The sequence below is a fragment of the Escherichia sp. E3659 genome, from assembly GCF_005781135.1.
Classification (GTDB): domain Bacteria; phylum Pseudomonadota; class Gammaproteobacteria; order Enterobacterales; family Enterobacteriaceae; genus Escherichia.
This window is the reverse complement of sequence record NZ_VATQ01000010.1, coordinates 34,831-61,747: the sequence shown is the minus strand read 5'-3', so window position 1 is coordinate 61,747 and position 26,917 is coordinate 34,831. Positions and strand designations below refer to the sequence as shown.

General features: G+C 50.8%; 26 protein-coding genes and 1 riboswitch. Of the genes, 10 read left to right on the top strand and 16 right to left on the bottom strand.

The window, feature by feature from the left end:
* Positions 1 to 13 precede the first annotated feature (13 nt).
* Genes FEK47_RS10790 through FEK47_RS10770 form a run of 5 tightly spaced genes read right to left on the bottom strand, consistent with a single transcriptional unit; the run spans position 14 to position 4,691 of the window.
* Complete coding sequence (locus FEK47_RS10790) at positions 14 to 901, bottom strand: MurR/RpiR family transcriptional regulator (RefSeq protein WP_135487234.1); 888 nt, start codon at positions 899 to 901, stop codon at positions 14 to 16.
* Positions 898 to 1,845: an iron-siderophore ABC transporter substrate-binding protein gene (locus FEK47_RS10785; RefSeq protein WP_135487233.1), complete on the bottom strand. Its 948-nt coding sequence runs from the start codon at positions 1,843 to 1,845 to the stop codon at positions 898 to 900. Before FEK47_RS10785 ends, FEK47_RS10790 begins: the two co-directional genes overlap by 4 nt.
* Before the next feature lie 10 nt (positions 1,846 to 1,855).
* The gene (locus FEK47_RS10780; RefSeq protein ID WP_135487259.1) at positions 1,856 to 2,893 is read right to left on the bottom strand and encodes an iron ABC transporter permease; all 1,038 of its coding nucleotides are present in this window, start codon (positions 2,891 to 2,893) and stop codon (positions 1,856 to 1,858) included.
* 8 nt (positions 2,894 to 2,901) lie between these two features.
* Complete coding sequence (locus FEK47_RS10775) at positions 2,902 to 3,885, bottom strand: iron ABC transporter permease (RefSeq protein WP_135487232.1); 984 nt, start codon at positions 3,883 to 3,885, stop codon at positions 2,902 to 2,904.
* Positions 3,882 to 4,691 carry an ABC transporter ATP-binding protein gene (locus FEK47_RS10770; RefSeq protein WP_000940874.1) on the bottom strand — a complete coding sequence of 270 codons (810 nt, stop codon included), beginning with the start codon at positions 4,689 to 4,691 and terminating at the stop codon, positions 3,882 to 3,884. The genes FEK47_RS10775 and FEK47_RS10770 overlap by 4 nt, the downstream gene beginning before the upstream one ends.
* A gap of 373 nt (positions 4,692 to 5,064) precedes the next feature.
* On the opposite strand from FEK47_RS10770, the gene FEK47_RS10765 reads away from it, so the two are divergent.
* The gene (locus FEK47_RS10765; protein ID WP_138183182.1) at positions 5,065 to 7,206 is read left to right on the top strand and encodes a TonB-dependent siderophore receptor; all 2,142 of its coding nucleotides are present in this window, start codon (positions 5,065 to 5,067) and stop codon (positions 7,204 to 7,206) included.
* 63 nt (positions 7,207 to 7,269) lie between these two features.
* On the opposite strand, the gene parE is transcribed toward FEK47_RS10765, so the two are convergent.
* Genes parE through nudF form a run of 5 tightly spaced genes read right to left on the bottom strand, consistent with a single transcriptional unit; the run spans position 7,270 to position 11,676 of the window.
* Positions 7,270 to 9,162 (bottom strand): DNA topoisomerase IV subunit B, encoded by a 1,893-nt coding sequence (gene parE, locus FEK47_RS10760; RefSeq protein ID WP_130218204.1) that lies wholly within the window; start codon positions 9,160 to 9,162, stop codon positions 7,270 to 7,272.
* Positions 9,163 to 9,190: 28 nt separating this feature from the next.
* The gene (gene yqiA / locus FEK47_RS10755; RefSeq protein WP_000105733.1) at positions 9,191 to 9,772 is read right to left on the bottom strand and encodes an esterase YqiA; all 582 of its coding nucleotides are present in this window, start codon (positions 9,770 to 9,772) and stop codon (positions 9,191 to 9,193) included.
* The gene (cpdA, locus tag FEK47_RS10750) at positions 9,772 to 10,599 is read right to left on the bottom strand and encodes a 3',5'-cyclic-AMP phosphodiesterase (RefSeq protein WP_130218206.1); all 828 of its coding nucleotides are present in this window, start codon (positions 10,597 to 10,599) and stop codon (positions 9,772 to 9,774) included. The genes yqiA and cpdA overlap by 1 nt, the downstream gene beginning before the upstream one ends.
* Before the next feature lie 24 nt (positions 10,600 to 10,623).
* A complete protein-coding gene (locus FEK47_RS10745) occupies positions 10,624 to 11,046 on the bottom strand; it encodes a DUF1249 family protein (RefSeq protein ID WP_000833390.1) in 423 nt (140 codons plus the stop codon).
* Entirely contained in the window at positions 11,047 to 11,676 is a 630-nt protein-coding gene (gene nudF, locus FEK47_RS10740; RefSeq protein WP_135487231.1) for an ADP-ribose diphosphatase, read from the bottom strand.
* A 204-nt stretch (positions 11,677 to 11,880) separates the two neighbouring features.
* On the opposite strand from nudF, the gene tolC reads away from it, so the two are divergent.
* From tolC to FEK47_RS10725, 3 genes are all read left to right on the top strand, one after another.
* On the top strand, positions 11,881 to 13,362 hold the full coding sequence (gene tolC / locus FEK47_RS10735; protein ID WP_135487230.1) for an outer membrane channel protein TolC: 1,482 nt from the start codon (positions 11,881 to 11,883) through the stop codon (positions 13,360 to 13,362).
* A gap of 147 nt (positions 13,363 to 13,509) precedes the next feature.
* The gene (locus tag FEK47_RS10730; protein WP_000831534.1) at positions 13,510 to 14,181 is read left to right on the top strand and encodes a DUF1190 family protein; all 672 of its coding nucleotides are present in this window, start codon (positions 13,510 to 13,512) and stop codon (positions 14,179 to 14,181) included.
* 5 nt (positions 14,182 to 14,186) lie between these two features.
* Positions 14,187 to 15,347 (top strand): glutathionylspermidine synthase family protein, encoded by a 1,161-nt coding sequence (locus tag FEK47_RS10725; protein WP_135403937.1) that lies wholly within the window; start codon positions 14,187 to 14,189, stop codon positions 15,345 to 15,347.
* Positions 15,348 to 15,450: 103 nt separating this feature from the next.
* On the opposite strand, the gene ygiD is transcribed toward FEK47_RS10725, so the two are convergent.
* On the bottom strand, positions 15,451 to 16,239 hold the full coding sequence (gene ygiD / locus FEK47_RS10720; RefSeq protein ID WP_171020850.1) for a 4,5-DOPA dioxygenase extradiol: 789 nt from the start codon (positions 16,237 to 16,239) through the stop codon (positions 15,451 to 15,453).
* A gap of 142 nt (positions 16,240 to 16,381) precedes the next feature.
* Here ygiD and zupT point away from each other — a divergent pair, with 142 nt between their 5' ends.
* Positions 16,382 to 17,155 (top strand): zinc transporter ZupT, encoded by a 774-nt coding sequence (zupT, locus tag FEK47_RS10715; RefSeq protein ID WP_001295627.1) that lies wholly within the window; start codon positions 16,382 to 16,384, stop codon positions 17,153 to 17,155.
* Between the two features lie 55 nt (positions 17,156 to 17,210).
* Here zupT and yqiD read toward each other — a convergent pair whose 3' ends face one another.
* Positions 17,211 to 17,381, bottom strand: coding sequence for a protein YqiD (yqiD, locus tag FEK47_RS25105; RefSeq protein WP_165382779.1), 171 nt, complete (start codon positions 17,379 to 17,381; stop codon positions 17,211 to 17,213).
* A 263-nt stretch (positions 17,382 to 17,644) separates the two neighbouring features.
* The gene (ribB, locus tag FEK47_RS10710) at positions 17,645 to 18,298 is read right to left on the bottom strand and encodes a 3,4-dihydroxy-2-butanone-4-phosphate synthase (RefSeq protein WP_113305203.1); all 654 of its coding nucleotides are present in this window, start codon (positions 18,296 to 18,298) and stop codon (positions 17,645 to 17,647) included.
* Positions 18,299 to 18,401: 103 nt separating this feature from the next.
* Positions 18,402 to 18,550: riboswitch (FMN riboswitch) on the bottom strand.
* Positions 18,551 to 18,671: 121 nt separating this feature from the next.
* Here ribB and ubiK point away from each other — a divergent pair.
* Complete coding sequence (gene ubiK / locus FEK47_RS10705) at positions 18,672 to 18,971, top strand: ubiquinone biosynthesis accessory factor UbiK (RefSeq protein ID WP_064529620.1); 300 nt, start codon at positions 18,672 to 18,674, stop codon at positions 18,969 to 18,971.
* A gap of 34 nt (positions 18,972 to 19,005) precedes the next feature.
* On the opposite strand, the gene glgS is transcribed toward ubiK, so the two are convergent.
* A complete protein-coding gene (gene glgS / locus FEK47_RS10700) occupies positions 19,006 to 19,206 on the bottom strand; it encodes a cell surface composition regulator GlgS (protein ID WP_130210460.1) in 201 nt (66 codons plus the stop codon).
* Positions 19,207 to 19,472: 266 nt separating this feature from the next.
* On the opposite strand from glgS, the gene FEK47_RS10695 reads away from it, so the two are divergent.
* The 4 genes from FEK47_RS10695 to ibsE all read left to right on the top strand — a co-directional run bounded on the left by FEK47_RS10695 (position 19,473) and on the right by ibsE (position 22,462).
* Complete coding sequence (locus tag FEK47_RS10695; RefSeq protein WP_130210458.1) at positions 19,473 to 20,102, top strand: OB-fold-containig protein; 630 nt, start codon at positions 19,473 to 19,475, stop codon at positions 20,100 to 20,102.
* Positions 20,103 to 20,128: 26 nt separating this feature from the next.
* Positions 20,129 to 21,790 (top strand): flotillin family protein, encoded by a 1,662-nt coding sequence (locus tag FEK47_RS10690; RefSeq protein ID WP_130218218.1) that lies wholly within the window; start codon positions 20,129 to 20,131, stop codon positions 21,788 to 21,790.
* 238 nt (positions 21,791 to 22,028) lie between these two features.
* Positions 22,029 to 22,088, top strand: coding sequence for a type I toxin-antitoxin system Ibs family toxin (locus FEK47_RS10685; RefSeq protein ID WP_001387081.1), 60 nt, complete (start codon positions 22,029 to 22,031; stop codon positions 22,086 to 22,088).
* A gap of 314 nt (positions 22,089 to 22,402) precedes the next feature.
* On the top strand, positions 22,403 to 22,462 hold the full coding sequence (gene ibsE, locus FEK47_RS10680; protein ID WP_001387082.1) for a type I toxin-antitoxin system Ibs family toxin: 60 nt from the start codon (positions 22,403 to 22,405) through the stop codon (positions 22,460 to 22,462).
* A 119-nt stretch (positions 22,463 to 22,581) separates the two neighbouring features.
* Here ibsE and hldE read toward each other — a convergent pair whose 3' ends face one another.
* Together hldE and glnE are read right to left on the bottom strand one after the other, a co-directional pair.
* A complete protein-coding gene (gene hldE, locus FEK47_RS10675; protein WP_130218220.1) occupies positions 22,582 to 24,015 on the bottom strand; it encodes a bifunctional D-glycero-beta-D-manno-heptose-7-phosphate kinase/D-glycero-beta-D-manno-heptose 1-phosphate adenylyltransferase HldE in 1,434 nt (477 codons plus the stop codon).
* Between the two features lie 47 nt (positions 24,016 to 24,062).
* Positions 24,063 to 26,903, bottom strand: a complete 2,841-nt coding sequence (gene glnE / locus FEK47_RS10670; protein ID WP_138183180.1) for a bifunctional [glutamate--ammonia ligase]-adenylyl-L-tyrosine phosphorylase/[glutamate--ammonia-ligase] adenylyltransferase — start codon at positions 26,901 to 26,903, stop codon at positions 24,063 to 24,065.
* Positions 26,904 to 26,917: the final 14 nt, after the last annotated feature.

Below are 26,917 nucleotides of genomic sequence, written 5' to 3'. Positions count from 1 at the left end.
GCCTCAGGTCAGATTAGCCATTCTTTCTTCCCGTTTTCAAACCCCGATGGAAATCGTTAATTCGCTTAATGGTTTTAACCGCACGCTGCGGCATCGCGGAAGCCACCGACCAAACAATCATTTCCAGGCACAACAATACCGTACCATGTAGTGGCGTTTTCCCCTTTTCATCCCCGCGCGGAACATGAATCACGATACTGGCGTCTTTGCTAAAACGTGAATCCAGCGCGTTTGTCAGCAAAATAACAGGGATCCCCAGCCGTCTCGCTTCACGCAGCGTTGTCAGTCCTTCCCGGTGCGCAGATTTTTGCGCCATCATGATCAGAACATCGCCACGTTGAAGCGCGATCAGTTGCTCGGCAAGGCCAATACCCGTACGGTTTAGTGCCGTGGCAGGCAAGCCTATGCGGTTGAATAGTCGTGCGGTATAGTCCGCCAGAATACCCGAAGCGCCAATGCCAAAAATTGCGACTTGCCGTGCCTGCACCAACAACGCTACCGCTTGCGCAAGCGCGTAGCGGTTTTCAGGCTCTGACAGGACATTACAAGTATACAAATGCCCTTCAAGAACAAAGTCGATTGCGGTGTTAACATCGCTCGTCAAGTTACTCACCGTCGTAGACATCTTTTCGCTGGAACTAAGGGCTGGACCAAGCCACTGTTCCAGAGTGCGTTTCAGATCACGCAGCCCGGCAAACCCCAGGGCCTGTATAGCCCTGATAACTGTGGCATCGGAAGTGTTCAACGTGGCCGCAATTTCCATCGCCGTTTGCTCGAGAACCACTTCACGATGCTCATTAATGTAGCTGGCGACAGCTCTTAACCCAGGCGTTAACTGACTCGCGCGAGTGCGAAAACGCTCACCATAAATATCAACCCGCGTTTTGTCTTTCTGGATCATTTAGCCTCCGGTAGAGGTCGTCCCGCAATTTGTGATTGTATCTGCGCAGCCATCAGCCCCAGAGATGCAAAGGAGTTAGAAATCGCCTCTTCACGAGAAATCAGCACATAGCGCCCGGAACGACAGGCCGTCAGAAACTGACACCATCCCGGCATGACTTTTTCCATTGCTGCCTGCTCATCCTGAGGTTTACCACCGGTGTCACCACGCCAGGTTGCAAAAATAAAATCGGCATCCAGTTCAGGTAAACGCTCCGCGCTCACATCCATTCGCCCACCTTCAGGAATGCTCTCAATCAGCGGCGGAAAACGAAAACCAGCATCGCGTAATACCCGCCCCAGCGAATGATAGCTATGCATCACATTAATTTTTCCCTGATTTGCCTGAATCACCGATACCGTTATTTTTTGGCTGTCCAGCGTCGCCTTCAGCGCATTGATTTGTGCCTGATAGCGGCGTTCAAGTATCTCCAGCTGCGACTGCGTTCCTGTAAGTTCTGCCAGCTTGCGGTAGATTTCTGGCGCGCCCCCTTTGAGATGATCAATGCTCACCGTGGGCGCAATTTTTTCCAATTGTTCAATGGGCGTATTACGGGTCGGTTCTGTGATGATCAGGTCAGGCTTTGCCGCCACAATCGCTTCAATATCAATATCAGCGGTGCCAATAAAAGCGATCGATGAATTATCAAAGTCGACACCTGTCAATAACGCGCCTGATCGAATGAAATGGCTACCGTCAGGCCGAGTTCGCCCGTGGCTGGCGACAGGAGGTACACCGAGCTCAATCAGAGGAATAGTGATATCAAGATCGTGTAAAGAGACAATTCTCTTTGGATGAGCAGGAACAGTGACTTTGCGCCCTAAATCATCAGTAAAGACCTGAACAGGTTCTGTCGCGCGGGCAAAGAATGACAACAGTATCAGCAGAGAAAAAAATAAACGCATATAACTCCCATTAAAAACTGTTCCTGCGCTGCCAGAGCAGTAGCAAAAAGAATGGTCCGCCAATCAATGAAATAATGATTCCGGCAGGCAGTTGCAAAGGCAAAAAAGCCAAACGACCAATGCTATCCGCCAGGATGACTAACAACGCCCCCGATACGGCGCTCCCCAGCAGTAATGTCGTCTGCCCGCCACGTAGAATAAAACGTGATATATGGGGTGCTATCAATCCGACAAAACCGATGTTACCAACACACGAAACGCAGACGGCTGTCAGGATTATTGGTGCGGCGACACGTAACAACGCCAGACGAGAACTATTCACCCCTAACCCGGTTGCAACCTGATGACCAAGCAGAGCGATATCCGCCGTCCTGGCGGTGAACAGCAATAAAAGAGCGGCTGGCAACATCCAACAGGCTGAAATACCGACTAACATCCAGTTAGCTGCATGCAGGCTTCCCGATAACCACATCAATGCAGTTTGTACATCTCGAACATCTGCAGTGGTCATAAATACACCGATACCGGCGGCGAAAAACCAGGAAACACCAATACCAATCAGAACAAATCGCGGGCGGGAAATATCGCGCGCACAAAAAATCACGATTAAAGCCACCAACAAGCCACCAGCAAGACCAGCCACTGGACGCCAGAACATTCCCAGCATTGGAAACTGGAAAATCAGCCACAGCACCGCCACGCTACATCCTTCTTTGACGCCGATTAAACCGGGATCGGCAAGGCCGTTACGCGCAATGGATTGCATTGCGGCCCCCGCCATACCTAACATGGCCCCGCATAGCAATGCCATGATGGCTCTCGGCAAGCGAATATCCTGCACAATATAACGTGCGTCTGTGCTTACGTTTTCAGGAGAGAACAATGCTCGTCCTACTTCCGATGCCGGGACGGAGAAAGAGCCATGTATCAGACCGAATATCAGTATTCCAACCGCAAACAGAAACAGCCCACCAAGCAACAGCAGATTTTTAGGGCGAATCAGTGTCGAAAACTTACCAACACGTAGTGGGCGTAGCCCGATGTTCATTATCCGACTCATTTGAACATCCTCGTCGCCATAATGACAAAAACGGGCGCACCAACTAACGCCGTCATGATACCGGTCGCCAGCTCATGGGGCGTGAAAAGCGTCCGGGCAATAATATCTGCCAGTAATAGCAGTAAGGCACCGACACAAGCTGAAAGAGGGAGCAGAACGCGCAGATCCGTTGATACCAGACGCCGGACAATCTGCGGTACTAGCAAACCGACAAAGCCAATGGGGCCAGCAATCGATACGGCAGCACCGCAGAGCAACGCGATCGCGATCAAAGTGAATGTCCGCGTGCGTAGAACCGAGACGCCCAGCCCCTGCGCCATGCGATCGCCCAGTGCCAACATGTTAAGAGAGGGCGCAAGGTAAAGGGCTAACACAAATCCCCCCAGAGAAAACCAGGCGGACGTACCCAGCGTCTCCCAATCCTGCCCCGCTAAATCACCTGCTAGCCATGTCCGCATCGCCAGCAGCGTTTGTTCGTCAAGAATCAGGATTGCAGCCGTTATTGAGGACACGAACGCCGATAGCGCCACGCCGCATAAAGTAACTTTCATTGGCGTTAACCCTGAACGCCCTGCGGAGGAAAGCAGCAATATCAACAGGAACAATAACGCGCCGCCCGTAGATGCCAGCAGTGGGCGTCCAACCGGAAAGGCCAGTCCAAGCGCACTGGCAGCAACGACAGCAAGAGCGGCGCCGGCATTTAAGCCTAAAATATGTGGCTCCCCTAATGGGTTACGAATGACAGCCTGCAACAAAGCACCAGCAACACCAAGAGAAGCACCGGTAAGCAATGCTGCCGCTAAACGCGGCAAACGGAGTCTTACAATTACGTTGTGATCGAAGTTTTGCGGTTCAAAATGAAGAAATGCCTGCAACACCGTTTGTGGTGCAATAAATCGGGCCCCAATCCCTGGATATACCACGCATCCCACCAGCAGTAAGGCGAGGAAAATTACAGTAACCAGTCCCGTGCGCATCATACTTTTTCTACACCACGAAACGGCATGAAGAACGGTTTTCCCGTCAGAGGATTTATTGATGCGTGAACATCAACGTCAAAGACAGCTTTTACCAGCTCAGGCGTGCAATGCTCCCCCTCATTCAACACACGCACCACTTTCCCCTGGCGTAAAAATATCAACGTATCGCCATAATTGACGGCAAAATTCAGATCATGCAACACCACGACGACTGTACGCCCGTGATGACGCGTTAAGTCATGTAATAACTCAAGAATTTCAACCTGATAACGTAAATCAAGCCAGGTTGTGGGTTCATCCAGCAGGATATAAGGCGTCTTTTGCGCCAACACCATCGCAATCCAGCAACGCTGGCGCTGCCCACCAGAGAGTTTTTCAACCGGTAAATGTGCAAACTCCTGCGTACCGGTTAATTTCAGGGCCTCTTCTACCGCCTGCTCGTCGGCGTCGCTCCATTGACGTATGAAATTTTGCCAGGGAAAACGCCCACGCGACACCAGTTCATAAACGGTTAAGCCCTCCGGCAATAATGGCGACTGCGGCAAGATCCCAAGTCTACGGGATAACGCTTTCGTTGGTTGCTCGTGAATCGCTTTACCATCCAGCAATATTGAGCCGCCCATAGGTTGCAAGATACGTGCAATGGTGCTGAGCAACGTCGACTTTCCACAGCCGTTTGCCCCAACCAGAACGGTCATTTTTTCTGTGGGAACGGAGAAAGAAACACCATCAACAATGATTTTCTTGTGATACCCGGCAGAAACATTGTCGAGGATCAGCCCCTGCCCTTTTGCGTTATGTGCCACGTGTACGCCAACTTAATCAAAGACAAACAAAAATAAAACTCATTCTCCTTTGAGAGTTTGACGCCACAAAATGTAGTAGTCAAGAAGTTAAAAGCCATACAAAAACAAGGTAAATAACAGGTGAAATATTTTTAAAGATAAAAATAAAATCATTAAATATTAATAAGTTAACATCAATTGAATTGCATTAACCTCTCATAAAAACACATGTAGCAATTTTTTGTTATTTCTCATTTACTACTACATCACCGCATGATTGAATGATTCTCAATTACATATCCGATGGCGAAATAACAAACGGATAGTGCTTAGTGAGCAACAAGAAACAATTTTCACTCACGACAATCCGTGAGTTTTTGGGATAACAGACTAAATGGCTAAGTTCACACCTTCATTCTCAGGAATCAAAGGTCGGGCGCTCTTTTCACTGCTCTTTGCAGCACCAATGATTCATGCAACCGACACTGCAACGACCAAAGATGGCGAAACAATCACTGTTACAGCGGATGCAAATACCGCAACTGAGGCGACCGATGGTTATCAACCTCTGAGCACCTCCACGGCGACATTAACCGATATGCCGATGCTGGATATCCCGCAAGTGGTCAATACCGTTAGCGATCAAGTTCTGGAAAATCAGAATGCGACGACGCTGGATGAGGCGCTTTATAACGTCAGTAACGTGGTACAGACCAATACATTAGGTGGAACCCAGGACGCCTTTGTACGTCGTGGGTTTGGTGCTAACCGGGATGGCTCCATCATGACCAACGGTCTGCGAACCGTACTTCCTCGCAGCTTCAACGCTGCAACAGAACGTGTGGAAGTGCTAAAAGGTCCGGCCTCCACGCTGTATGGCATTCTCGATCCTGGCGGACTGATTAACGTCGTGACAAAGCGCCCGGAAAAAACATTTCATGGTACTGTCTCAGCCACGTCCTCCAGTTTTGGCGGAGGCACTGGGCAACTGGATATCACAGGTCCCATTGAAGGCACTCAGCTGGCATACCGCCTGACGGGGGAAGTGCAGGATGAAGATTACTGGCGGAATTTCGGTAAAGAGCGCAGCACATTTATTGCCCCATCACTCACCTGGTTTGGTGATAATGCAACAGTAACCATGCTCTATTCACATCGGGATTATAAAACGCCGTTCGATCGTGGAACGATTTTCGACCTTACGACGAGACAGCCCGTAAACGTTGATCGAAAAATACGTTTCGACGAACCGTTTAATATTACAGATGGTCAGTCCGATCTGGCGCAACTCAACGCAGAATATCATCTCAATAGCCAGTGGACAGCGCGCTTTGATTACAGCTACAGCCAGGATAAATACAACGATAATCAGGCTCGTGTTACCGCGTATGATGCAACGACAGGAACGCTGACACGGCGTGTTGATGCAACTCAGGGATCTACACAGCGTATGCATTCTACTCGTGCGGATCTGCAAGGGAATGTTGATATTGCTGGGTTCTATAATGAGATTCTGGGTGGGGTGTCATATGAATATTATGATCTTCTGCGCACAGATATGATTCGCTGTAAAAACGCTAAAGATTTCAATATCTACAACCCGGTTTATGGCAATACCAGCAAATGCACAACTGTCTCGGCGTCGGACAGCGATCAGACGATCAAACAGGAGAGCTACTCAGCTTATGCACAGGACGCACTCTATCTGACAGATAACTGGATTGCCGTCGCCGGGATCCGCTATCAGTATTACACGCAATATGCGGGTAAAGGCCGTCCTTTTAATGTCAATACTGACAGCCGCGATGAACAATGGACGCCCAAACTGGGGTTAGTCTACAAACTGACGCCATCGGTATCCTTATTTGCCAATTATTCGCAAACATTTATGCCGCAATCGTCAATTGCCAGCTACATTGGCGATCTTCCACCGGAATCATCTAATGCTTACGAAGTCGGGGCAAAATTCGAGCTGTTCGATGGTATAACCGCAGATATTGCGCTCTTTGATATCCATAAACGTAACGTGCTATATACCGAAAGTATTGGTGATGAAACCATCGCCAAAACGGCAGGCCGCGTTCGTTCAAGAGGGGTAGAAGTCGACCTTGCGGGAGCATTAACTGAAAACATTAATATCATTGCCAGCTACGGCTATACCGATGCTAAGGTTCTGGAAGATCCTGATTATGCAGGAAAACCATTGCCGAATGTTCCTCGTCATACCGGTTCGCTATTCCTGACCTATGATATTCATAACATGCCAGGCAATAACACACTGACGTTTGGCGGTGGTGGACATGGTGTAAGCCGTCGTTCGGCAACCAATGGGGCTGACTATTATCTGCCAGGCTATTTCGTTGCCGATGCCTTCGCCGCATACAAAATGAAATTGCAGTATCCGGTCACACTGCAATTAAACGTCAAAAACCTGTTTGATAAAACGTATTACACCTCTTCCATCGCCACAAATAATCTGGGTAATCAGATTGGCGATCCGCGTGAAGTGCAATTCACGGTGAAAATGGAATTTTGATAAAAAAAGCCCGGTATACACGTGTATACCGGGCTATGTTTTATTCTCCTGACGGGAAGATTATCAGACCTCAATCTCCGCCATGTCGCCTTTCTCTTGCAACCAGTTACGGCGATCTTCCGAGCGTTTCTTCGCCAGCAGCATGTCCATCATCGCGTCGGTACGCTGATCGTCTTCATCATCGATAGTCAACTGCACCAGACGGCGAGTGTTCGGGTCGAGCGTGGTTTCACGTAGTTGCAGCGGGTTCATTTCACCCAGACCTTTAAAACGCTGGACATTTGGCTTGCCTTTCTTGCGTTTTAATTGTTCGAGCACTCCCTCTTTCTCTTCTTCCGTCAAGGCGTAATAGACCTCTTTGCCAAGGTCAATGCGGTAGAGCGGTGGTAGCGCTACATATACGTGACCATGTTTCACCAGCGTACGGAAGTGTTTTACAAACAAGGCGCAGAGCAACGTGGCAATGTGCAGACCATCGGAGTCAGCATCCGCCAGGATACAGATCTTGCCATAACGCAGTTGGCTAAGATCGTCGCTGTCAGGATCGATACCGATCGCTACCGAAATATCATGCACTTCCTGCGAGGCCAGCACTTCGTCGGAAGAAACTTCCCAGGTGTTAAGGATCTTACCTTTCAGCGGCATGATCGCCTGATATTCACGATCGCGCGCCTGCTTGGCAGATCCGCCTGCGGAGTCACCTTCCACGAGGAACAGTTCGGTACGGTTAAGGTCCTGCGCGGTACAGTCTGCCAGTTTGCCAGGCAGTGCCGGGCCGCTGGTCAGCTTTTTACGCACCACTTTTTTGGCCGCACGCATACGGCGCTGGGCGCTGGAAATCGCCATCTCCGCCAGCAGTTCAGCCGCCTGAACGTTCTGGTTCAGCCACAGGGTAAAGGCATCTTTCACCACGCCAGAAACGAATGCCGCGCACTGACGCGAAGAGAGACGCTCTTTGGTCTGCCCGGCAAACTGCGGATCCTGCATTTTTACTGACAGCACATAGGCACAGCGATCCCAGATATCTTCCGCCGACAGCTTCACACCGCGCGGCAGAATGTTGCGGTATTCGCAGAACTCGCGCATCGCATCCAGCAGCCCCTGACGCAAACCGTTAACGTGCGTACCGCCCTGCATCGTTGGGATCAGGTTGACGTAACTTTCGGTCAGCAGTTCGCCACCTTCCGGCAGCCACAGCAGCGCCCAGTCAACGGCTTCCGTTTCACCGTTAAAATTACCGATAAACGGTTTTTCCGGCAGCGTCGGCAGACCATTTACCGCTTCCGCCAGGTAATCATTCAGACCGTCCTGATAGCACCAGCGTTGTTCGGTATTGTTGATCTCATCTTTAAAAGTGATCTCAACGCCAGGGCACAATACCGCTTTGGCTTTCAGCACATGTGTCAGGCGTGAAACAGAGAAGCGCGGGCTGTCAAAGAAGGTTTCATCCGGCCAGAAGTGCACGCTGGTACCGGTATTGCGTTTACCGCAAGTGCCGACAACCTGCAAATCCTGCACCTTTTCGCCATTTTCAAAGGCGATGTTATAAATCTGACCATCGCGGCGCACGTTAACTTCTACGCGCTTCGACAGGGCGTTAACCACCGAGATCCCCACGCCGTGCAGACCGCCAGAAAACTGGTAGTTTTTGTTAGAAAATTTACCGCCCGCGTGCAAACGGCAAAGAATCAGTTCTACCGCCGGAACACCTTCTTCCGGGTGAATATCCACCGGCATCCCACGGCCATCGTCAATCACTTCCAGCGACTGGTCAGCGTGTAAAATAACGTCCACGCGTTTTGCGTGACCCGCCAGTGCTTCATCCACACTGTTATCAATGACTTCTTGCCCCAAATGGTTAGGGCGAGTGGTATCGGTATACATCCCCGGACGGCGGCGAACCGGCTCAAGCCCGGTGAGTACCTCAATGGCATCAGCGTTATAAGTTTGCGTCATGGTTTAAGTTAGTAATTCGAGTTGATCGTCAGAGATGGTGCAGACCAAGAAAATCGACGATCGGGTTGAAATAATCTTCGAAGCCCGTGAATGCGTGGTTGCCGCCTTCTATAACAGTCTGGCGGCAGGAAGCGTAGTACGCCACCGCCTGGCGGTAATCCAGCACTTCATCTCCCGTCTGTTGCAGCAGCCAGATCAAATCCGGCGCTTCCAGCGGGTCAATCTGCATGACTTTGAGATCGTAAATATGGCGAGACTCTAGCACATATTGCTGCCCGGTGTAGGGGTTCTCGTTCTGACCGAGATAGTCCGTCAGCAGTTCAAACGGGCGCACCGCCGGGTTTACCACCACTGCGGGCAGCATAAAACATTGCGACAACCAGGTGGCGTAATATCCCCCCAGTGACGAACCGACAATACCCAGCGAATCGCCGCCATGTTCCAGGACAATGGATTCCAGCAGTTCTGCCGCATCGGAAGGATACGGCGGTAACTGCGGAATAATCATCTCAACGTCAGGGTGATGTTCCGCCAGCCAGTTTTTCAACAAGCTCGCTTTCGCAGAACGCGGCGAACTATTGAAACCGTGTAAATAAAGAAGCGTCGACATCAGTAACCTTCTGAAGCGGTATCTGGTTGGAAACGGGAGTCTGCCAGGCGGTGTACTTCTGTGGTCAGCGTACCATCGGCATGGAGTTCCAGCGTACGCCAACCGGGCGCGATGGTGTCCAGCGTGAAGTTGGAACAGTGCGGCTTAAACTGCACGCAGGTCGATGGCGTTGCCAGCAGGCGACGACCGTTCCAGTCGAGATCCAGTTCCTGATGGATATGGCCGCATAACAGATATTTGACGTGCGGAAACTTCACCAGCACGTTATCCAGTTCCCCCGCGTTACGCAGACTGTGTTGGTCAAGCCAGCTACAGCCCGCAGGCAACGGATGATGATGCAGCAACAGCAAGGTATGGCGCTCTGGCGCATCAGCTAGTTTACGTTCCAGCCACTCGAGTTGAAACTCGCTTAACTCACCGTGCGGTACGCCAAACACCTGGCTGTCCAGCAACAGGATTTGCCACTGTTCACCGATAAACACGCGTTTCGCTGAAGATATACCTGCGTCCTGTAGCGCGCTGTACATCGCAGGCTGGAAATCATGGTTGCCCGGCAGCCAGACGCAGGGCGCACGAAAACTTGCGATGCCTTCAGCGAAGTGCTGATAGGCCGCAGCCGTTTGATCCTGCGCTAAATCACCTGTCGCGACAATCAGGTCGAATTCGTGCTGGTGTGGGCGAATCGCCTCCAGCACCGCCTGGTAACTCTCCCAGGTGTTCACCCCTAACAGGGCTTCGTGCTTTTGCGCAAACAGGTGAGTATCGGTAATTTGTAAAATCCTGACTCTGGACTCACCAGCCAGAGGAAGGGTTAACAGGCTTTCCAAATGGTGTCCTTAGGTTTCACGACGCTAATAAACCGGAATCGCCATCGCTCCATGTGCTAAACAGTATCGCAACCAGTCCGCTAAAAACTGATTAATTTGATGCTTTTCGTCGCGTTGATGCAACTTTTTATTAGGATAATCATACCGCGCTTTGAAGCGAAAAATCTGCTGACTTGAACACACTTCAGCCACCATCGCGTCATGATACAGACGCACCGTCATCGACGGAAGGCTCCAGTAACTGATCGCTGGCGCAATCTGTTCAATAGTCACCAGGGTAGTGTATCGGGTCGATTCCACAATCGTTAGCCGATATTGTGCGTTTGCCACCTGATAGCTTACAGTTTCACCGGGTGCGTCATTGCGCGGTAACAAACGGCGCAATTGTGAAAAGTTCATCTCGCACAGGCGCATCATTTCAGGAAAGTCAGGTGTGTAACGCTTCATTTATGCCCACTCATTTTTTAACGCTTGATGATGCAGTTGCAGCCATTGCAAAGCGATGACCGACGCTGCGTTGTCGATTTTCCCCTCTTCTACCCATTGGTATGCCTGTTCCCGACTTACCACATGAACGCGAATATCTTCGTTTTCATCAGCCAGACCGTGAATACCGCTTGCGGTCGTGGCGTCCACTTCGCCCACCATAATTGACGAACGCTCGCTGGTGCCGCCCGGGCTTGCCAGGAAACTTAACACCGGTTTGGTCCGTTTCACTTTTAGTCCCGCCTCTTCAATCGCTTCGCGACGGGCAACATCTTCCACACTCTCACCTTCTTCAATCATCCCGGCAACCATTTCCAGTAACCAGGGCGTTTCGCTGGTGTCATACGCGGCGATTCGTATCTGCTCAATCAGTACAACTTCATCGCGCACTGGGTCAAAGGGTAGCAAGACTGCGGCGTGACCGCGTTCAAAAATTTCCCGTCGGACCTCATGACTCATTTGTCCGTTGAATAGACGATGGCGAAATCTATAAAGATCTAATGAAAAAAAGCCGCGATAAAGTGTTTCTCGTGCAATAATTTCTACATCGTTTTTGCCAAATGTAACGGGCAGGTTGTCTGACTTAAGCATGGCTAATGTCCTGGCACTAATAGTGAATAAAATGTGAATTTCAGAGACGTTTGACTGCCGTTTGAGCAGTCATGTGTTAAATTGAGGCACATTAATGCCCTATGGCACGTAACGCCAACCTTTTGCGGTAGCGGCTTCTGCTAGAATCCGCAATAATTTTACTGTTTGATCGCGCTAAATACTGCTTCACCACAAGGAATGCAAATGAAGAAATTGCTCCCCATTCTTATCGGCCTGAGCCTTTCTGGGTTCAGTTCGTTGAGCCAGGCCGAGAACCTGATGCAAGTTTATCAGCAAGCACGCCTTAGTAACCCGGAATTGCGTAAGTCTGCCGCCGATCGTGATGCTGCCTTTGAAAAAATTAATGAAGCTCGCAGTCCATTACTGCCACAGCTAGGTTTAGGTGCAGATTACACCTACAGCAACGGCTACCGCGACGCGAACGGCATCAACTCTAACGCAACCAGTGCGTCCCTGCAGTTGACCCAGTCCATTTTCGATATGTCGAAATGGCGCGCACTGACCTTGCAGGAAAAAGCTGCCGGTATTCAGGACGTCACTTACCAGACCGATCAACAAACTTTGATCCTCAACACCGCGACCGCTTATTTCAACGTGTTGAATGCCATTGACGTGCTTTCTTATACTCAGGCACAAAAAGAGGCAATCTACCGTCAGTTAGATCAAACCACCCAACGCTTTAACGTGGGCCTGGTGGCGATCACCGATGTGCAGAACGCCCGCGCACAGTACGATACCGTGCTGGCGAACGAAGTGACCGCACGTAACAACCTCGACAACGCCGTTGAGCAGCTGCGTCAGATCACCGGTAACTACTATCCGGAACTGGCGGCGCTGAATGTCGAAAACTTCAAGACCGACAAGCCACAGCCGGTTAACGCGCTGCTGAAAGAAGCCGAAAAACGCAACCTGTCGCTGTTACAGGCACGCTTGAGCCAGGACCTGGCGCGCGAGCAAATTCGCCAGGCGCAGGACGGTCACTTACCGACTCTGGATTTGACGGCCTCTACCGGAATTTCTGACACCTCTTACAGCGGTTCAAAAACCCGTGGTGCGACCGCAGGCCAGTATGACGACAGCAATATGGGCCAGAACAAAGTGGGCCTGAGCTTCTCGCTGCCGATTTATCAGGGCGGAATGGTTAACTCGCAGGTGAAACAGGCACAGTACAACTTTGTCGGTGCCAGCGAGCAACTGGAAAGCGCCCATCGTAGCGTCGTGCAGACCGTGCGTTCCTCCTTCAACAACATTAATGCATCTATCAGTAGCATTAACGCCTACAAACAAGCCGTGGTTTCCGCCCAAAGCTCTTTAGACGCGATGGAAGCGGGCTACTCGGTTGGTACGCGTACCATTGTTGATGTGTTGGACGCGACCACTACGCTGTACAACGCCAAGCAAGAACTGGCAAATGCGCGTTATAACTACCTGATTAATCAGCTGAATATTAAATCAGCTCTGGGTACGTTGAACGAGCAGGATCTGCTGGCACTGAACAATGCGCTGAGCAAACCGGTTTCTACTAATCCAGAAAACGTTGCGCCGCAAACGCCAGAACAGAATGCTATTGCTGACGGTTATGCACCTGATAGCCCGGCACCAGTCGTTCAGCAAACATCCGCACGCACTAACACCAGTAACGGTCATAACCCTTTCCGTAACTGATGACGACGACGGGGCTTCGGCCCCGTCTGAACGTAAGGCAACGTAAAGATACGGGTTATCTGCCGCATTCTTCCCCCTTCTCGCTTCAATTTCGACCAGCCATCCTCTATTCTGATGGGTATTTACCACTGGTCCTGGAAGACAAAAATGAAACGGACAAAATCCATACGCCACGCATCGTTCCGCAAAAACTGGAGCGCACGCCACCTGACACCTGTCGCTCTCGCTGTTGCTACTGTTTTTATGCTGGCAGGCTGTGAAAAGAGTGATGAAACTGTGTCTCTCTATCAAAATGCTGACGACTGTTCAGCTGCAAACCCAGGCAAAAGCGCCGAATGTACCACCGCGTACAACAATGCGCTGAAAGAAGCAGAACGTACTGCGCCGAAATACGCCACTCGTGAAGACTGTATTGCCGAATTTGGTGAAGGTCAGTGCCAGCAGGCGCCAGCCCAGGCTGGCATGGCACCTGAAAACCAGGCGCAGGCCCAGCAATCCAGCGGGAGTTTCTGGATGCCGCTGATGGCCGGTTACATGATGGGACGTCTGATGGGCGGCGGCGCGGGATTTGCACAGCAGCCGCTGTTCTCCTCGAAAAACCCAGCCAGCCCGGCTTACGGTAAATATACCGACGCGACGGGTAAAAACTATGGCGCAGCCCAGCCAGGCCGCACCATGACCGTACCGAAGACGGCAATGGCACCAAAACCGGCGACCACCACTACCGTTACCCGCGGCGGTTTTGGTGAATCTGTTGCCAAACAAAGCACTATGCAGCGTAGCGCAACCGGCACCTCTTCTCGTTCAATGGGTGGCTGATACCGATGGAAAGAGTCAGTATTACCGAGCGCCCAGACTGGCGTGAGAAAGCTCACGAATACGGTTTCAATTTTCACACCATGTACGGCGAGCCGTACTGGTGTGAAGATGCTTACTACAAGTTGACCCTCGCCCAGGTTGAAAAGCTGGAAGAAGTCACCGCCGAACTGCACCAGATGTGCCTGAAAGTGGTGGAAAAAGTGATCTCCAGCGATGAGCTGATGACCAAATTCCGCATTCCAAAGCACACGTGGAGTTTTGTGCGTCAGTCATGGCTGACGCACCAGCCGTCGCTTTACTCACGCCTTGATCTGGCGTGGGATGGCACTGGCGAACCTAAACTTCTGGAAAATAACGCTGATACGCCCACGTCACTGTATGAAGCAGCATTCTTTCAGTGGATCTGGCTGGAAGATCAGCTTAACGCGGGCAACCTGCCGGAAGGCAGCGACCAGTTTAACAGTCTGCAAGAAAAGCTGATCGATCGCTTTGTCGAGCTGCGTGAACAGTATGGCTTCCAGTTGCTGCATCTCACCTGCTGTCGTGACACGGTGGAAGATCGTGGCACCATCCAGTATTTGCAGGACTGCGCGACGGAAGCTGAAATTGCTACCGAGTTCCTGTACATCGACGATATCGGTTTAGGTGAAAAAGGTCAGTTCACGGATTTACAGGATCAGGTCATCGCTAACCTGTTCAAACTGTATCCGTGGGAGTTTATGCTGCGCGAGATGTTCTCCACCAAGCTGGAAGATGCTGGCGTACGCTGGCTGGAACCGGCGTGGAAGAGCATTATCTCCAACAAAGCGCTTCTGCCGCTACTGTGGGAGATGTTCCCGAATCATCCGAACCTGTTGCCCGCTTATTTTGCGGAAGATGATTATCCAGAAATGGAAAAATATGTGGTTAAGCCAATCTTCTCGCGTGAAGGCGCAAACGTGTCGATTATCGAGAATGGCAAAACCATTGAAGCAGCAGAAGGTCCGTATGGCGAAGAAGGCATGATTGTTCAACAATTCCATCCGCTGCCGAAATTTGGCGACAGCTATATGTTGATTGGTAGCTGGCTGGTGAACGATCAACCCGCCGGAATTGGTATTCGTGAAGACCGTGCATTGATCACCCAGGATATGTCTCGGTTTTATCCGCATATTTTTGTAGAGTAATCAATGATACCGGATGGCATTCGCCATCCGGTTTCGTAACTCAGATAAGGCATTTACGCCGGATGTGGCATAAGCTAGCCAACAAAGGGTGATATTTTCTCCGTTAGCCCACCTGCACCGAAAGCATACTTAAGCTGCCCATTTCTATACCATCGACCGGAATGGTAATTGGCTCCTGCCCATCCCATGCACCTAAAACATACAATAGCGGCAGGTAATGCTCCGGTGTTGGATTCGATAACGCGCCACCTTCATGGTCGAGATAATTCACCAGAGGATGCTGCTCCACCGGTCCTTGCCACGTCAGATTCGCTTTCACATACTCATTAAACGACGTCGCCCACGGATAGGGGGAACTATCACCGTGCCACTTCACCGTACGCAGGTTATGCACCACGTTACCGCTGGCGACCAACATTATTCCTTCATCTCGCAGCGCTGCCAGTTTACGCCCCATCTCAAGGTGCCAGGCGGCGGGTTTGGTGCTATCAATACTTAACTGCACCATCGGGATATCCGCTTGCGGATACATCTTAATCAGTACGCCCCACGAGCCGTGGTCAAAGCCCCAGGCTTCTTTATCCAGTGTAACAGGCACTGGCGCTAACAGCTCAACCAATCGCTGAGCCAAAACCGGTGAGCCAGGAGCCGGATAATGGGTGTCGTACAGCGCCTGCGGAAAGCCGCCAAAGTCATGAATCGTTGGCGGCGTCTCCATCGCAGTCACTCCTGTACCACGGGTAAACCAGTGAGCCGAAACCACGACAATCGCTTTCGGACGTGGCAATGTCATCCCCAACTTCTGCCAGCTGCGGGTATACAAATTATCTTCCAGCACGTTCATCGGACTACCGTGACCTAAAAACAATGCTGGCATACGTGTTGAAGACATGATGATATCCTTAACTAAAGGTGTCATTTTGATATCCTCACAATACGCTTGTTCGGCGGAGTAAGAACCCGGATAACGATGATGATCATCATCAGTTATTTTGACGATCTGCCTGAAGGTGAAGATTTATAAGGAGTTGTCGATGTCAGTACCTCTCATTCTGACCATACTGGCGGGGGCAGCCACGTTTATTGGCGCGTTTCTCGGCGTTCTCGGGCAAAAACCCTCGAACCGACTGCTGGCGTTTTCGCTAGGGTTTGCGGCGGGGATCATGTTGCTTATCTCATTGATGGAGATGCTCCCTGCCGCATTAGCCGCTGAAGGAATGTCCCCCGTTCTGGGCTACGGGATGTTTATCTTTGGTCTGCTGGGCTATTTTGGTCTGGACCGCATGTTGCCGCATGCGCATCCGCAGGATTTAATGCAAAAATCGGTGCAACCGTTGCCCAAATCGATCAAGCGCACTGCTATTCTGCTCACTCTTGGAATCAGTCTGCATAACTTCCCGGAAGGGATTGCCACTTTTGTTACGGCAAGCAGTAACCTGGAGCTGGGCTTTGGCATCGCGCTGGCCGTGGCGTTGCACAACATTCCTGAAGGTCTGGCGGTTGCGGGGCCGGTTTACGCGGCAACGGGGTCGAAACGCACCGCAATTCTGTGGGCGGGGATTTCTGGGCTGGCGGAAATTCTCGGCGGCGTGCTGGCGTGGTTAATCCTTGGTAGCATGATTTCCCCGGTGGTCATGGCGGCAATCATGGCGGCGGTTGCAGGAATCATGGTGGCGCTCTCCGTGGACGAATTAATGCCGTTAGCCAAAGAGATTGATCCCAATAATAATCCCAGCTATGGCGTGCTGTGTGGGATGTCAGTAATGGGATTTAGTTTAGTGCTGTTACAAACGGCGGGAATTGGTTGAAAACAACTTCAGATGTTGTCCAGCATGGACAACATCTGCAGGCATCGCAGAAGCACTACTCTAGCTTTTCTGCTGTCTCTTCTCTCGCACTGTTTAAGTATTTGTTTCTCGCTTCAAGCAGTGCGTCTCTGTCCTGGCGAAACGCCCGACAATAACGTTTCAAATGCAGGAAATACCCCACCACAACCAGCGCAATCAATACAATCCAGTACCAGGAGATAAACATCCTTTTTACCCTTAATATTTAACAATACCAAACATTTAGCGCATAAATTTCACATATCCATTTTCGGATATATTTATATGGTCGCATAATATCGGAACATTTATATGATTTTGATCATAATGAAAAAGGTTGTCTGATATTAGTGAAATTTACTCATAGATAAAGCGGTGAAATTTACATTCAGCAGGGTAAGGGCAAAATAAAACCGAAGCCTTCTACAGCTTCGGTTTCTTTGATTATCGCGCCAGTTTTAGCAGTTATTTTCAGCTAGCTTTGCGCTCATGCGCCTGACGGTATGCAACCAGATCCTCAATAGTGACCAGCGCCATATTGTGTTTGTTGGCAAACTCGATGCACTCTGGCGCGCGGGCCATGGTGCCATCGTCATTAGTCAGTTCACACAACACACCTGCAGGTTTAAAGCCTGCCAGCGTCATCAGATCAATAGTCGCTTCGGTATGACCGCCACGAGTCAGTACACCACCCGCCTGTGCGCGCAATGGGAAAACGTGGCCAGGGCGATTCAAGTCTGAAGGTTTAGCACCATCAGCAATCGCAGCGCGAACAGTCGTGATACGGTCAGCGGCAGAAACACCGGTAGTCACACCTTCAGCAGCTTCAATGGTCACGGTAAAACCAGTGCCATAGGCGCTGGTGTTATTTTCGACCATCATTGGCAGATCGAGTTGTTTACGGCGTTCTTCGGTTATGCACAAGCAAACAATACCGCTACCGTGGCGAATGGTCAGAGCCATCTGCTCAACGGTCATGGTTTCTGCCGGGAAGATCATATCGCCTTCGTTTTCACGGTCTTCATCATCAAGCACCATCACACCGCGTCCTTCACGCAGCGCAGCCAGTGCATTTTCAACACGTTCGAAAGGCGTACCAAAAGAGGAAAGTAGCGTCTGATTCATGGTAAAAAAACCTCACTAAAATTATGGTTACCAGAATCAGGGCAGTCTTAGGAGTGGCGGCATATAGCCAAAATAACGTGAGCGGGTCCATGCCCGACAGAATCGTTACTCTCTCCCATCCGGACTCTAACCGTCGGCCCCGGAATTACACCGGATCTGCTGTCCTTTGAGTTTGCACCCAAAGCGCTCGCGGGCTTTCAACTGAGTTGATTTACCGCCGGTGGGGAATTTCGCCCCGCCCTGAGAATAAGCGAATTCACTATAACGCTAATGATTAGCGGCAGCAACGCATAGGTTCACATAATTCTGGTTTATGACTTACCCTTATCGCACTACAATGGCACTAAACACCTATCAGTACAGGGAAACTACAATGATTGACCCGAAAAAAATTGAGCAAATTGCTCGCCAGGTTCACGAATCAATGCCTAAAGGAATCAGGGAGTTCGGGGAAGATGTGGAGAAAAAAATCCGCCAAACCCTACAAGCACAGCTGACTCGCCTCGATTTGGTAAGCCGCGAAGAATTCGATGTGCAGACGCAGGTCCTGTTACGGACTCGTGAGAAACTGGCGTTACTGGAGCAGCGCATCAGTGAACTGGAAGCTCGTAGTAATCCGGCAGCAGAAGTTCAATCTCCTCCCGCCATCCCACCAGTTGATAAAGCAGAATAAAGCACCACAAAAACGGGCCTGACGGCCCGTAATATCAATGTTCTAGTTCCAGTTCTCTTGACTGTGTCATTTGCTGGCAATACCAGGCATAACGAGCGCAAAACCAGGTTCTGTGTTCTTCATCCATATTACCAGTGACGGCCAGAATATCGACCGGTCGACCTTCAGCATTCATTCTGGCAAAACTACGCGCCAGGAAATCGAAATTATTTAAAGAATTAAGACCATGATCCATAAGCACATCCTCCGGTTATCGCATACCTTTTAAGGCCATATGCTTTTTCTGATTTCAGTATTCCTTAATCAGTGTAGTGCCTTTAAACATAACGTGCGTAAATATATTGTTTTGGATCACACTTTTTATTGAAAATAATTACAACGTTAAAAGACTTTCCCTTTTAAAATTTCACTAACGCATGTTATTATTAGCAAAGATAAATGTAAGAAAGGAAATCATACCATAGTAAACAATGCGTCACTGAATGGACGATGGAGTGACTGATGATTTTATTTGCCGACTATAACACACCTTATCTTTTCGCTATTTCCTTTGTACTTTTGATCGGCCTGTTAGAAATTATTGCTATTGTCTGCGGTCACATGCTCTCCGGTGCTCTTGATGCACATCTTGATCATTACGATTCCATAACCACAGGTAATATTAGTCAGGCACTTCATTATCTTAATATTGGAAGGCTACCAGCCCTCGTCATCCTCTGCCTGTTAGCTGGTTTTTTTGGCCTTATCGGCATCGTTCTACAGCATGCCTGCGTGACGGTCTGGAAAGCTCCGCTCTCAAACCTGTTGGTGGTTCCTGTTTGTTTACTGCTCACTGTTATTACAGTGCATTATATCGGCAAGGCGATCGCCCCCTGGATTCCTCGCGATCATAGTTCTGCTATTACAGAAGAAGAATATATTGGCTGCATGGCATTAATTACCGGTCATCAGGCAATATCTGGCAGACCCTGTGAAGGAAAACTTACCGATCAATTTGGTCAAATACACTATTTATTACTGGAACCTGAAGAAGGAAAAAACTTCACCAAAGGTGACAAGGTATTGATTATTTGCCGACTTTCTGCAACACGATATTTAGCAGAAAAAAATCCCTGGCCAAATATATTGTAAATATTTAATCAAAAGGAAATTTAATAATGGATGATATTGTTAACTTAGTACCGTCATGGATGTTTATGGCGATTGTTGCCGTATGTGTTCTGTTTATTATCGGTATTATTTTCGCGCGACTTTATCGTCGGGCATCTGCCGAGCAGGCATTTGTTCGTACCGGGTTAGGCGGGCAAAAAGTGGTAATGAGCGGCGGCGCAATCGTAATGCCGATCTTCCACGAAATCATTCCTATCAATATGAATACGCTCAAGCTGGAAGTCAGCCGTTCTACTATTGATAGCCTGATTACGAAAGATCGTATGCGTGTTGATGTTGTAGTGGCTTTCTTTGTACGGGTAAAACCGTCAGTAGAAGGCATCGCCACTGCGGCCCAGACGTTGGGGCAACGCACTCTATCACCAGAAGATTTACGTATGCTGGTCGAGGATAAATTCGTCGATGCCCTACGCGCCACCGCTGCGCAAATGACCATGCATGAGTTACAGGATACCCGTGAGAACTTCGTGCAGGGTGTACAAAATACCGTGGCAGAAGACTTGTCGAAAAACGGACTGGAACTGGAAAGTGTTTCACTCACCAACTTTAACCAGACTTCGAAAGAGCATTTTAACCCGAACAACGCTTTTGACGCCGAAGGTTTGACCAAACTAACCCAGGAGACGGAACGCCGTCGTCGCGAGCGTAACGAAGTTGAACAGGATGTAGAAGTTGCGGTGCGTGAGAAAAATCGAGACGCTCTTTCGCGGAAACTGGAGATTGAACAGCAAGAAGCGTTTATGACGCTTGAGCAGGAGCAGCAGGTTAAAACCCGTACCGCTGAGCAGAATGCGAAAATTGCGGCTTTTGAAGCTGAACGTCGTCGTGAAGCAGAGCAGACGCGAATTCTGGCTGAACGACAGATTCAGGAAACGGAAATCGACCGCGAACAAGCCGTCCGCTCAAGAAAGGTTGAGGCCGAACGTGAAGTTCGCATTAAAGAGATCGAACAGCAGCAGGTCACCGAAATCGCCAACCAGACGAAATCAATCGCCATTGCGGCAAAATCGGAACAACAATCACAGGCAGAAGCGCGTGCCAACCTCGCACTTGCAGAAGCGGTAAGTGCGCAACAAAACGTAGAAACCACTCGCCAAACAGCCGAAGCCGATCGTGCCAAGCAGGTGGCGCTGATTGCCGCAGCGCAAGACGCAGAAACCAAAGCGGTCGAACTGACCGTCCGAGCAAAAGCAGAGAAAGAAGCCGCAGAGATGCAGGCGGCAGCGATCGTTGAGTTAGCCGAAGCTACGCGTAAAAAAGGTCTGGCGGAAGCAGAAGCGCAACGTGCGCTGAACGATGCAATCAACGTACTTTCTGATGAACAAACCAGCCTTAAATTCAAACTGGCGCTATTACAGTCGTTACCTGCGGTAATAGAGAAATCCGTTGAACCGATGAAGTCTATCGACGGCATCAAGATTATTCAGGTCGATGGATTGAACCGTGGTGGCGCTGCGGGGGATGCGGCATCAGGCAGCGTTGGTGGCGGAAATCTGGCGGAACAGGCATTGTCTGCCGCCCTTTCTTACCGCACACAAGCACCACTGATTGACTCCTTGCTCAATGAAATTGGCGTTTCAGGCGGCTCGCTGGCGGCATTGACTTCACCCTTAACCTCAACAACTCCCGTCGCAGAAAACGTAGAATAAATTTTCATCTATGAATATCCCTGGCCCAAAAAGCCGGGGATTTTTTATATCTGCATTCCGGTAAAAAGTGCAAATGATCAGGTTGTTACAGCGTTTTGCGAGTCGACTCGGGGAAGAGAAAACTGCATCAGGGAAAGCGTTGCGTGGGGTCAGGCGCTAATCAACAATCGGGGAGCCAGCAAGGGGCTGAAACGGGAAAGCCCCTCCCGAGGAAGGGGCCTTACAGAAGGAAAGGGTTATGATGAAGCTTGTCATCATACTGATTGTGTTGTTACTCGTAAGTTTCGCAGCTTATTAACAGCCAATCAGAGGGGGGAGAAATCCTCCCTCACCCTTATTCCTTTACTCTAGGTTGAAAAAACAACAGCGTCAAGAAGGTTTCATTAACGCATATCCCTGGCCCAAAAAGCTGGTTTTTTTATATCTACGTTCCACTAAAAAGTGCAAATGATCAGGTTGTTACAGCGTTTTGCGAGTCGACTCGGGGAAGAGAAAACTGCATCAGGGAAAGCGTTGCGCGGGGTCAGGCGCTAATCAACAATCGGGAAGTCAGTAAGGGGCTGAAACGGGAAAGCCCCTCCCGAAGAAGGGGCCTTATAGAAGGAAAGGGTTATGATGAAGTTCGTCATCATACTGGTTGTGTTGTTACTGCTAAGCTTCCCAACTTACTAACAACTGATCAGAGGGGGGAGAAATCCTCCCTTACCCTTATTCCTTTACTTTAGGTTGAAAAAACAACAGCGTCAATAGGTCTACCTGACACGAAGCGAGATCTGTGAACCGCTTTCCGGTTAGCCTTTTTTATCCTGTTGGATCTTCTTGATGATGTTAGTGGTTGAGCAACCGTCTTCAAAGTTGAGCACCAGCACTTCGCCGCCGTTGGCCCAGACTTCTTTACTCCCGGCAATCTCTTCTGGTTTATAGTCGCCTCCTTTTACCAGCAGATCTGGCAGGATCCCGGCGATCAGGCGCTGCGGCGTGTCCTCTTCAAACGACACCACCCAGTCGACCGCTTCCAGTGCGCCCAGCACAATCATACGCTGTTCGAGCGGGTTAACCGGGCGAGAATCCCCTTTCAGGCGTTTGGTGGAAGCATCGCTGTTCACGGCGACAATCAAGCGGTCACCCAGCTTGCGGGCATTTGCCAGATAAGAGACATGCCCGGCGTGGAGAATGTCGAAGACACCGTTGGTCATCACTACTTTTTCGCCACGTTTACGCGCCGCCGCTACAGCCAGCTTCAGCTCATCTTCGGTCATCACGCCAAAACCAGTGTCTGCGCGTCCACGTACTGCGTTTTCCAGCTCGATCGGCGAAACCGTGGATGTCCCCAGTTTGCCGACCACCACACCAGCCGCCGCATTGGCAAAGAAGCAGGCTTCTTCCAGCGAATTACCCGCTGCCAGCGTTGCCGCAAGCACGCCAATCACCGTGTCGCCTGCACCGGTAACGTCATAGACTTCTTGCGCCTGAGTTGGCATATGCAGCGGCTCTTTCCCCGGTTGCAGCAGCGTCATCCCTTGCTCGGAACGGGTTACCAGCAGCGCAGAGAGTTCGTAGTCGGCAATCAGTTTCATGCCGCGTTCAACAATCTCTTCTTCGGTTTTACATTTACCAACAACAGCTTCAAATTCCGAGAGATTAGGCGTTAACAGCGTAGCGCCGCGGTAGCGTTCAAAATCGGTGCCTTTTGGATCAATCAGCACCGGAACGCCCGCTTTACGCGCCAGTTGGATCATCTGCTGTACGCTTGCCAACGCACCTTTCGCATAGTCAGAAAGCACCAGCGCGCCAATCGTACCGAGAGCCTGATTAATCCGCTCATGCAGCGGCTGCGGATCAACACCTTCGAAACCTTCTTCGAAATCCAGGCGGATCAACTGTTGGTTACGAGAAAGCACCCGCAGTTTGGTGATGGTCGGATGCGTCGGCACAGAAACGAAGTCGCATTTTACGTTCACGTCCGCCAGCGATTTACTGAGCGCGCGCGCCGCATCATCAATACCTGTCAGCCCCACCAGGCGTGCGTTTGCACCGAGAGAAGCGATGTTCATCGCCACGTTGGCCGCGCCGCCCGGACGTTCTTCGATGGTATTCACTTTAACCACGGGTACTGGCGCTTCCGGCGAGATACGGCTGGTGGGACCGTACCAGTAACGATCCAGCATTACATCACCAACCACCATCACTCCTGCACGTTCAAACTCTGGCAGCGTTACTTTCATTCCTGTCTCCTGAGAGATTCAAAATTTGCGCGCGATAATACCATATTTCATTCCTCCACCAGCCACTTCTGCCAGCTTGCCCGCACCAGTTCACGCTCTGCGGTAAAGTAATCCTCCGGCACATGGCCCGGCAACTCTTGTAATGCCAGATGATGAAGTTCATCGCGCAGCGTAGTGTAAGCACGGCTCAGCGCCATCGCTTCCTGCTCTTCCATAATGTCGTTTTGCGCCAACAGTTCCAGAATGCGCACGTTGTCTGACCAGCGCGTTAACTTCGGTTTTTCATGGGCGTAGCGCAACACCAGATATTGGGTAATAAATTCGATATCGGTAATTCCGCCTTCATCGGCTTTGATATCAAAGCGATCGCGATGTTTATTGCCGAGATGGGCGCGCATTTTCTCGCGCATTTCCCGCACTTCTGTCTGTAAAGTTTTGCCTTCACGCGACAGCGTCATAATCTCCCGGCGTACTGCGTCAAATTGAGCGGTCAATTGTGGATCACCATATACCACGCGAGCACGTACCAGCGCCTGATGTTCCCACGTCCAGGCCTCGTTTCTCTGATAATCGGCAAACGCTTCTGCGGAAGTAACCAGCATTCCCGCCGCCCCGGACGGGCGTAGCCGTGCATCCACTTCGTACAAAATACCGGAAGACGTGCGCGTGCTGAACAAGTGCATAATGCGTTGCGCCAGACGCAGGTAAAACTGCCGCCCGTCGATTTCCCGCTGGCCGTCCGTCATTACATCCATCGGGCAATCATGGAGGAAGATCAGGTCAAGATCAGAACTATATCCCAGCTCCCAACCGCCCAGCTTACCGTAGCCAACCACCGCAAAGCCGCGACCTTCACGTTCGTTCAGGTGGGTCGGTTTTCCGTAACGGGCGACCATTTGAACCCACGCCTGCTGAACGACGGCATCTATCATGGCTTCTGCCAACCAGGTTAAGTGATCGCTCACTTTCATTACCGGTAGCGTACCGGCAATATCCGCAGCGGCAATGCGTAACAGCTGCGCCTGTTTGAACTGACGCAGCGCCTCAAGTTGTTGTTCTTCGTCATCTTCTGGCACGCGCAGCAAATACTGGCGCAATTCGTCGCGATAGGCATCCGTCGCTGTCGGCTGGTAGAGGGTGTTCGGATCGAGCAGTTCATCCAGCAATAATGGATAACGCGCCAGTTGACTGGCAATCATCGGCGATGCGGCACACAGAGAAATCAAATGCTTAAGCGCCGCGGGGAATTCACTGAGCAATTCTAAATAGGTGGTGCGGGTAACAATCCCCACCAGCAAGGCGGTAATGCGCGACAGCGTGACAGCAGCGTCTTCACGCGCGCATACGTCACTTAACAAATGCGGCATGAGATGGTCGAGCACCTGACGTCCGCGCGGCCCAATAGTGCGCTTATCCAGCTCTTTGCGGAAATCGGCAATCAGCGTCAGCACCTGTTTGCGATCATCTTCTCTAAGATGCGCCAGCACTGGCGTGGTGTCATCTTCCTGCAATGCATCCTGCCACAGCTCACGCCACTGCTCCGACAGAGTCTCTTCCTGGGTTTCGCTTTCGTCGTCACCAATCAGATCGTTAAATACCCGACGCACATTAGCCATATGTCCGCCCAGCGCTCCGGTCAGTTGCTGCCAGTCAGCAAAGTCCATCGCCCACGCCAGCCGCGCACGGTTAAGCTCATCAGAAGGAAGCGTCTGGGTTTGTTCGTCATTAATGCTTTGCAGCAGATTTTCCAGGCGCCGCAGGAACAGATACGCCACTCGCAATTGTTCGGCATCATTCTCAGAGAGCAGATGCAATGCCGCAATGGCGTTGAGGGTAGGCAATAATGAACGCGATTGCAGCGACGGCTCGCGCCCGCCGCGAATAAGCTGGAAAACCTGGACGATAAATTCAATTTCGCGAATACCGCCCGCGCCCAGTTTGATGTTGTCGGTCAAACCGCGGCGACGCACTTCACGGGCAATCATCCCTTTCATGTTGCGCAGAGACTGAATCACACTGAAATCGATGTAACGACGAAAAACAAACGGGCGCAGCATCGAACGCAATTCGTTAGCATAAATGCCGTCGCTATCGCCCATAATCCGCGCCTTGACCATCGCGTAACGCTCCCAGTCACGCCCCTGCTCCTGGTAATAATCTTCCAGCGCTGCAAAGCTCAGCACCAGCGGGCCACTTTCGCCAAACGGACGCAGCCGCATATCTACGCGATAGACAAAGCCATCTTGCGTTGGTTGATCCAGCACTTTAATCAACCGTTGCCCCATGCGGGTAAAGAACTGAGCGTTGTCCAGTTCCCGGCGTCCGCCCTGCGTACAACCATGTTCCGGCCAGGCAAAAATCAGATCGATATCTGAGGAGAAATTCAGTTCCCCGCCGCCCAGCTTACCCATGCCTAAAATCAGCAGCGGTTGCGCTTCGCCCTGCGCATTACACGGCGTTCCCCACTCGCGGCAGCATGCGTCATACAACCAGTCACGCGCCGCGACAATCAGCGTCTCAGCGAGATGGCTGAGCTGCTGCAATATGCTCTCTTCAGTAACCAGCGCCAGCGTTTGCGCCCAGGCGATACGTACCATAATGCGCCGCCGGAACAGCCGCAGTTCACGCATTAACCCAGCCTCGTCACTCACGTTACTGAGCGCCTCCTGTAACCACTCGCCGTAATACTGCCACTCATCGGCTTGTGGCGGCTCGCTTTCCAACTCCGTCAGCCACTCTGGATGCGCAATTACGCTATCCTGCACAAAATCACTAAAAGTAAGTACTGACTTCGCCTGTGCGCTAAGTAATTCCTCGGCTAAAGGCGCTGGCAGCCGCTCAACAACGGTCTGCCAGTACTGCTGTAACGGTGAAGAGAGCGGCTTCATAAGCGATTTTATCC

Bases quoted from the DNA above. Each gene is read 5' to 3' on its own strand.
- FEK47_RS10790 (WP_135487234.1), bottom strand. From the start codon at position 901: ATGATCCAGAAAGACAAAACGCGGGTTGATATTTATGGTGAGCGTTTT.
- FEK47_RS10785 (WP_135487233.1), bottom strand. From the start codon at position 1,845: ATGCGTTTATTTTTTTCTCTGCTGATACTGTTGTCATTCTTTGCCCGC.
- FEK47_RS10780 (WP_135487259.1), bottom strand. From the start codon at position 2,893: ATGAACATCGGGCTACGCCCACTACGTGTTGGTAAGTTTTCGACACTG.
- FEK47_RS10775 (WP_135487232.1), bottom strand. From the start codon at position 3,885: ATGATGCGCACGGGACTGGTTACTGTAATTTTCCTCGCCTTACTGCTG.
- FEK47_RS10765 (WP_138183182.1), top strand. From the start codon at position 5,065: ATGGCTAAGTTCACACCTTCATTCTCAGGAATCAAAGGTCGGGCGCTC.
- parE (WP_130218204.1), bottom strand. From the start codon at position 9,162: ATGACGCAAACTTATAACGCTGATGCCATTGAGGTACTCACCGGGCTT.
- yqiA (WP_000105733.1), bottom strand. From the start codon at position 9,772: ATGTCGACGCTTCTTTATTTACACGGTTTCAATAGTTCGCCGCGTTCT.
- FEK47_RS10745 (WP_000833390.1), bottom strand. From the start codon at position 11,046: ATGAAGCGTTACACACCTGACTTTCCTGAAATGATGCGCCTGTGCGAG.
- nudF (WP_135487231.1), bottom strand. From the start codon at position 11,676: ATGCTTAAGTCAGACAACCTGCCCGTTACATTTGGCAAAAACGATGTA.
- tolC (WP_135487230.1), top strand. From the start codon at position 11,881: ATGAAGAAATTGCTCCCCATTCTTATCGGCCTGAGCCTTTCTGGGTTC.
- FEK47_RS10730 (WP_000831534.1), top strand. From the start codon at position 13,510: ATGAAACGGACAAAATCCATACGCCACGCATCGTTCCGCAAAAACTGG.
- FEK47_RS10725 (WP_135403937.1), top strand. From the start codon at position 14,187: ATGGAAAGAGTCAGTATTACCGAGCGCCCAGACTGGCGTGAGAAAGCT.
- ygiD (WP_171020850.1), bottom strand. From the start codon at position 16,239: ATGTCTTCAACACGTATGCCAGCATTGTTTTTAGGTCACGGTAGTCCG.
- zupT (WP_001295627.1), top strand. From the start codon at position 16,382: ATGTCAGTACCTCTCATTCTGACCATACTGGCGGGGGCAGCCACGTTT.
- yqiD (WP_165382779.1), bottom strand. From the start codon at position 17,381: ATGTTTATCTCCTGGTACTGGATTGTATTGATTGCGCTGGTTGTGGTG.
- ribB (WP_113305203.1), bottom strand. From the start codon at position 18,298: ATGAATCAGACGCTACTTTCCTCTTTTGGTACGCCTTTCGAACGTGTT.
- ubiK (WP_064529620.1), top strand. From the start codon at position 18,672: ATGATTGACCCGAAAAAAATTGAGCAAATTGCTCGCCAGGTTCACGAA.
- glgS (WP_130210460.1), bottom strand. From the start codon at position 19,206: ATGGATCATGGTCTTAATTCTTTAAATAATTTCGATTTCCTGGCGCGT.
- FEK47_RS10695 (WP_130210458.1), top strand. From the start codon at position 19,473: ATGATTTTATTTGCCGACTATAACACACCTTATCTTTTCGCTATTTCC.
- FEK47_RS10690 (WP_130218218.1), top strand. From the start codon at position 20,129: ATGGATGATATTGTTAACTTAGTACCGTCATGGATGTTTATGGCGATT.
- hldE (WP_130218220.1), bottom strand. From the start codon at position 24,015: ATGAAAGTAACGCTGCCAGAGTTTGAACGTGCAGGAGTGATGGTGGTT.
- glnE (WP_138183180.1), bottom strand. From the start codon at position 26,903: ATGAAGCCGCTCTCTTCACCGTTACAGCAGTACTGGCAGACCGTTGTT.